The following is a 5221-nucleotide window of genomic DNA, read 5'->3' on the forward strand; positions in this document are numbered from 1 at the left end:
GGTCGAGCGCAAGATCGGTCACCTCATGCATCGCCGCCACGGCGGCCGCCGAGCCCGTGTCCGAGGCCGCGTGAAGACCGCCGCGGACTTCTCCTTGCTGGCCGCAGCAGTGAACCTCGCACGCCTTGGCAGGCTCGGCATCCGTTACACGGCAGGACAATGGACCGCCACTACCACCTGACCGCCAGATAGCAGGCCAACGAGCGGCCCACAGCCGGTGTCCACGCCCTCACCGCCGCACCAGGATCAGCCATGCCCTCTCGCCCACAAGCCAGCCACCGCCACTCACCACAACGATCCGGCCTGTTCCGCCCAACTCACCACGCGACCCGAGCCCTCCACACCCCGTTCGACACCAGCCACCTAGAGGGTGAGCAGGCCCGCCGTCGAGCTCACTCCGCCCGCCACAGCGCGGGCACGGCAGGCGGCTCCCAGCCCTGTTGCGCCTGGTGGCCCTGCAAGCAGGTGTAGCCGCGCCCGTCGTACGTGACGTGGGCGCCCGCCGCGTAGGTGGTGCCTGCCGCCCAGGTGCCACCGGGGGCGGTGGTGGGCGTCGGGCTCCCGGAGGTGGAGGGTGTGGTGGTGGGTCCCGGGCCCTGCGGCACGTTCAGCACGAAGTCGAACGCGGCCTCCTTCGCGCGGCCCGCGTCCCGGACCGTCATCAGCAGGCGCGGGTCGAAGATCGTGTCGGTGTTGTTGCGGGGTTCGTTCGGGAAGTACAACTGGGTGGTGAGGATCGGCCTGCCGGGTGCCTGCACCTTGACGTGGAGGTGCCGGGTCCGGCCGGGGTAGAGGCCCGGCACGATCGTCGTCAGGGTGAAGGCACCCTGGGCGGTGGTGTACTGGTGGCCGCGGAAGCCGAAGCCGGTGTTGTCGTAGGCGCCATTCACGTCGGCCTGCCAGAAGTCCAGCAGCACCCGGCCCACCGGCAGGCACGACAGCCCGAAGACGTACCCCGTGACGGTCAGCCGGGTGCCCGGGGTGCCCGGACTCACCAGTGACGTGCGTTCCGGGGAATTCGGCTTGAAATAAGGACCTTCCGTCTGCGCGGGCGTCGGATCGTCGCCGTCGTCGCAGGCCGGGGTCAAGACCGGGGTGGCGGTCGTGCGGGCCAGCGCGGGCGCGCTCATCAGCGCGGCAGGCACCGCGACTCCGGCGGCGAGCGCGGCCAGCAGCGCCGTCTTGCGGCTGATGAGCCGGGCGCCGTTTTCGGTGCTGTTCTTGGTGCTGTTCTTGATGCCGTCCAGGGGTGCGTCCATGTCTGCTCCTTGTGGGGCGTCGGGGATCCACCCACGAAGCTACGGCGGTGGTACGGCACCGGCGATGGACTGGTTCCGCCGGTCGTGGTGAATTTCGCGGACGTCGCCACCGCGGCGGAAGTCGCCGGGGCTCAAGCCCGTCTCGCGGCGGAAGAACCGGCAGAAGTAGGCCGGATCGGCGAACCCGACCCGGTCCGCGACCTGCCGCACCGTCAGTTCCGTCCTGGCCAGCAGCCGTTTGGCCTCGTGCGTGCGCGCCTCACGGACCAGTTGCGACGGGGTGCGGCCGGTCGCGGCCTTGACCGCCTCGGTGAGATACCCGGGGGTGACCCCGATCCGTCGCGCGTAGTCGTGCACGGACGCCCATTCGCGTTCGCCGCGGCCGGTCAGCCTGGCGAATTCCACCGCCACCGCCCCGGCCCGAGCGGGCGGCGCGGCGCTGGCGACCGTGGTCTCGGCGAGTCTGCTCGCGCGGACGACGAGCACGTGGAGCAAGGCTCGCAGGACGGATTCCGACCCCTCCGCGGCGGAGCGGTACTCGTCTTCGAGCTCGGCGATCAGCCGGGTCACCCCGGCGTCGCCGGACGCGTCCAAGGTCAGCCATGGCCGCTCACCCAGCCGCCGCAACAGGTCCCGGTCCGCCGGGTGGTCCAGCAGGAAGTCGTCGGTGAACAGGACGACGAACCCGTCGAGGTCCCGCGCGTTCTCCCAGTGGTGCACCTGGCCGGGCGTGAGGACGCCCAGATGCGGCGGGCGCAGCTCCCAGCGGGCGAGGTCGACGACGTGCGTGCCGGTGCCGTGGGTGACGTGGACGATCTCATGGAAGGTGTGGCGGTGGGGAAAGGACGCCCGGGACAGCGGTCCGACGGCCTCGAACGTGCCGACGGCGAACGGCAGCGCGTTGGGCGCCGGGAGCTCGAGCCGGTGCATCGGGGGCGCTCCCCCGCGGCTCACCTGACAGGGCGTCCCCGGAAGCACTGTGGTGCCACGCATCGCGCTGTTCCTCTCGCCGCCGGACATGAGGTCCAGACCACTCGCCCATCCTGTCACGATGGCACTGTGTCACGCTGGCACTGTGTCACGCTGGCACACGGAGCGCGGGAGGTACAGCGGCCGGTCAGCGGGGTCGCGCCTCGGCGAGCACGTGGTCGACGACCTGGGCGTGGGTGCCGAACCAGACCCCGGCGTGGCCACTGATGTGGTCGAGGAGTTCGGCCAGCACGACGAGCCGGGAGCGATGGCCGATCACGTGCGGGTGCATCGTCAGCTGGAACAGGCCGCCCTCGGCGTAGGCCGCGTCGAACTCGTCGCGCCAGATGGTGAGGACGTCACGCGGCGCGGTGTAGGGGCGCGACGACGTGAACCTGTCCATGGTGAAGTACGGGGCGTCGTCGCGGATCCACTCGACGGGCAGCTCGACCACGCCGGTCGGCTCGCCCCCGGCCAGGATCTCGTAGGGCTCGTCGTCGGCCATCAGCGAGGAGTCGTAGCGCAGGCCGAGTTCCCGGATGATGCCCAGCGTGGCGGCGGAGAAGTCCCACGACGGGGTGCGGATGCCCACCGGCCGGGTACCGGCGAGCCGCTCCAGGGTGTCCGCGGCCCGCAGAGTCAGTTCGCGCTCGTCGGCGGCCGCCAGCGCGGTGTTGCGCTCGTGGATCCAGCCGTGCAGGGCCACCTCGTGCCCACCATCCACATAGGACTTGACCTCGCCGTCATGCAGCAGCGCGGAGACGGCGGGCACGAAGAAGCTGGCCGGGGCGCGGTGGCGCCCCAGCAGCGCGAGGATCCGCGGGACCCCGACCCTGGCGCCGTACTCACCCTGGGACAGCTTGCCCGGCAGCACGTCGCCGTCGCGCAGCGCCAGCGTCTCGTGGTCCGAGTCGAACGACAGCGCCACGGCGACCTTGGCCCCGCCTGGCCACGAGGCCGGTTTGAGCGACCTCCCCGCGCGCACCTGCCCCACATGACCGCGCCACGTGGCGTCGTCCCACTGCCAGGGTTCTCCGAGCTCACTCATGCACACTCCTTCGAGCATAGAGACAGTCCGCTCCAAAGCGGCCGGGCGCGGCAGGCCGAGCCTCGACTTACGCCGTCAGCGGAACGCGGTATCCGCGCCGATCGCCTCCACCGCGTCCAACTCGGCCAGCCTGGCCTGGAAATGCGCGCGAATCCACGTGAAGGCCTCCGCCCCCAGTGGAAGCCGCAGCGGCGGGTCCTCGAGGCCGACCGCGGCGATGATGGCCTCCGCGCCGCGATACGGGTCGCCGGACTGGTCGCCGTGCGAGGCCTCGAGCGCCTTGCGTGCGGGAGCCATGAGCTCGGCGTAGTCCTCCATCGGCGCGCCCCACCGCAGCGACCGCCCGCTGAAGTCCGTCCGGAACGGACCGGGCTCGACAATGGTGACGCGGATGCCGAGGTGGGCGACTTCGGCCGCGAGGGCCGCGGACATCCCTTCCAGGGCGAACTTCGTCCCGGCGTAGGCGGTGCCGCCCGCCCCCGCGATCACCCCGATCACGGAGGACATCTGCACGATGTGGCCCGACCGCTGCCGCCGCAGGAGCGGCAGGACGGCGCGAGTGACCGCCATCGCGCCGAAGACGTTCGTCTCGAAGTTGTGGCGCAGAGCGCTCTCGCTCAGCTCTTCGAACGCGCCGAGCAGCCCGGACCCGGCGTTGTTCACCAGTACGTCGATCCGGCCGAAGGCCCGCTCCGCTTCGGCGACAGCGTCACGAATCGACTCCGCGCCGGTCACGTCCAGCCGCACAGCCTTGACCCGAGCGGGCGCCAAGGCCGTCAGATCGGCGATGGCGGCGACGTCCCGAGCGGTGGCCACCACGCGGTCCCCGTGGGCGATGACGGCCCGGGTGAGCTCCCGCCCGAAGCCCGAGCTCGTGCCGGTGATGAACCAAACCCGTTGTCCGCCAGGCGCTTCTTCGTGCCGCTCGGTCATGGCGCCTCGTTCGTGTCGTGGTTTCCAGCTGGACTCTAGAGGCCCTCTTGCTTTCCCGCCATGGACTTTCGCCCTCGAGACCGTAGCAGGACGAACGCCAGCACCACGACGCCCGCTCCGGTGAGCAGGCGTGAAAAGTCCAAAAAGGACTCGCCGACCAGCCATCCGACCAGCACCAGGCCACTGCCCCAGGCCACGGCCGAGGGAACACTCCAGAGGGCGAACCGCGCATACGGCAGCCCGGCGGAACCGGCGATCCTCGGCAGCACCGTCCGCGCGCCGACCAGCCACTGGCCAGCGGCGAGCAGGCGGCCGTCGACGTCGCGGGGCAGGACACGGCGGACCGCCGGAACGCGGGCGGCCAGGCGGACGACCCGGTCATCGGCGCCCACGCGACGCCCGGTGAGGAAGGCACCGGTGCTCCCGGTGAGCGCGGCACCGGCGCCGGTGAGCAACGCCGGTGCCAGCGCGATGGTGTGCTGCTGAGCCAGAAACCCGAGAGCGAGCAGCCCGGAGGCGCCCGGGAGTACCACGCCGGCGATCACCCCGGACTCCGCGGCGATCACGGTTCCGAGCACCGCGAGCACGACCGGCGCGGGGATCGCCCGCAGCCAGTCAAGCGCCGCACCCACGACGCACCGCCCGACGGCACACGTAGGTGACGGCCGGTGGCGCGTTGCGCCAGACGCACCTGGTGGGAAACACTTCTTCGAACTGGCTGCGCAGCAAGGCGTGGAACGTACGAGCGGCACGGCTAGGCAGCGCGTGCAAGTAGGCGAAGGTGGTGAACACACCGTCCGCGCCGAGCAGGGTGCTGATCTCGGCGAGAACGCGTTCCTGCCGCCGCTCACCGAGCAAGGCCCACGGCAGCCCGCTGACGACGGCGTCGGCCCGCTCGATGCCCCGTCCGGCGAGCAGCTCGCGCAGGTCGGCCGCGTCGCCCTCGACGATGTCGAGTTCCGGCCGGGTCCGGCGGAGGTAGGCGACCAGGTGCGGATCGAGATCGACGCCC

The 5221-nt window shown here is 71.4% G+C and carries 7 protein-coding genes; 1 reads left to right on the top strand and 6 read right to left on the bottom strand.

Annotation, left to right across the window (positions count from 1 at the left end; genetic code table 11):
• On the top strand, positions 1–181 hold a 181-nt coding region (locus tag QMK34_RS36710), incomplete at its 5' end, for a transposase (protein WP_326419343.1).
• A 211-nt stretch (positions 182–392) separates the two neighbouring features.
• On the opposite strand, the gene QMK34_RS36715 is transcribed toward QMK34_RS36710, so the two are convergent.
• The 6 genes from QMK34_RS36715 to QMK34_RS36740 form a co-directional block, all read right to left on the bottom strand.
• Positions 393–1259 (bottom strand): dioxygenase family protein, encoded by an 867-nt coding sequence (locus tag QMK34_RS36715; protein ID WP_326419344.1) that lies wholly within the window; start codon positions 1257–1259, stop codon positions 393–395.
• A 39-nt stretch (positions 1260–1298) separates the two neighbouring features.
• Positions 1299–2189 carry a helix-turn-helix domain-containing protein gene (locus tag QMK34_RS36720; protein WP_326419345.1) on the bottom strand — a complete coding sequence of 297 codons (891 nt, stop codon included), beginning with the start codon at positions 2187–2189 and terminating at the stop codon, positions 1299–1301.
• Positions 2190–2376: 187 nt separating this feature from the next.
• Positions 2377–3276 carry a polysaccharide deacetylase family protein gene (locus QMK34_RS36725; RefSeq protein ID WP_326419346.1) on the bottom strand — a complete coding sequence of 300 codons (900 nt, stop codon included), beginning with the start codon at positions 3274–3276 and terminating at the stop codon, positions 2377–2379.
• A gap of 75 nt (positions 3277–3351) precedes the next feature.
• Positions 3352–4209, bottom strand: a complete 858-nt coding sequence (locus QMK34_RS36730) for an oxidoreductase (RefSeq protein WP_326419347.1) — start codon at positions 4207–4209, stop codon at positions 3352–3354.
• A 35-nt stretch (positions 4210–4244) separates the two neighbouring features.
• Positions 4245–4841 carry a DedA family protein gene (locus tag QMK34_RS36735; protein WP_326419348.1) on the bottom strand — a complete coding sequence of 199 codons (597 nt, stop codon included), beginning with the start codon at positions 4839–4841 and terminating at the stop codon, positions 4245–4247.
• Positions 4825–5221, bottom strand: a 397-nt coding sequence (locus QMK34_RS36740) for a class I SAM-dependent methyltransferase (RefSeq protein ID WP_442785292.1), incomplete at its 5' end; no start/stop codon positions are given. The genes QMK34_RS36740 and QMK34_RS36735, both read right to left, overlap by 17 nt.

Source organism: Amycolatopsis sp. H20-H5, from assembly GCF_035828755.1.
GTDB lineage: Bacteria > Actinomycetota > Actinomycetes > Mycobacteriales > Pseudonocardiaceae > Amycolatopsis.

Excerpts from the sequence above, each read along its gene's own strand:
- QMK34_RS36715 (WP_326419344.1), bottom strand. The coding sequence starts at position 1,259 with ATGGACGCACCCCTGGACGGCATCAAGAACAGCACCAAGAACAGCACC.
- QMK34_RS36720 (WP_326419345.1), bottom strand. The coding sequence starts at position 2,189 with ATGCACCGGCTCGAGCTCCCGGCGCCCAACGCGCTGCCGTTCGCCGTC.
- QMK34_RS36725 (WP_326419346.1), bottom strand. The coding sequence starts at position 3,276 with ATGAGTGAGCTCGGAGAACCCTGGCAGTGGGACGACGCCACGTGGCGC.
- QMK34_RS36730 (WP_326419347.1), bottom strand. The coding sequence starts at position 4,209 with ATGACCGAGCGGCACGAAGAAGCGCCTGGCGGACAACGGGTTTGGTTC.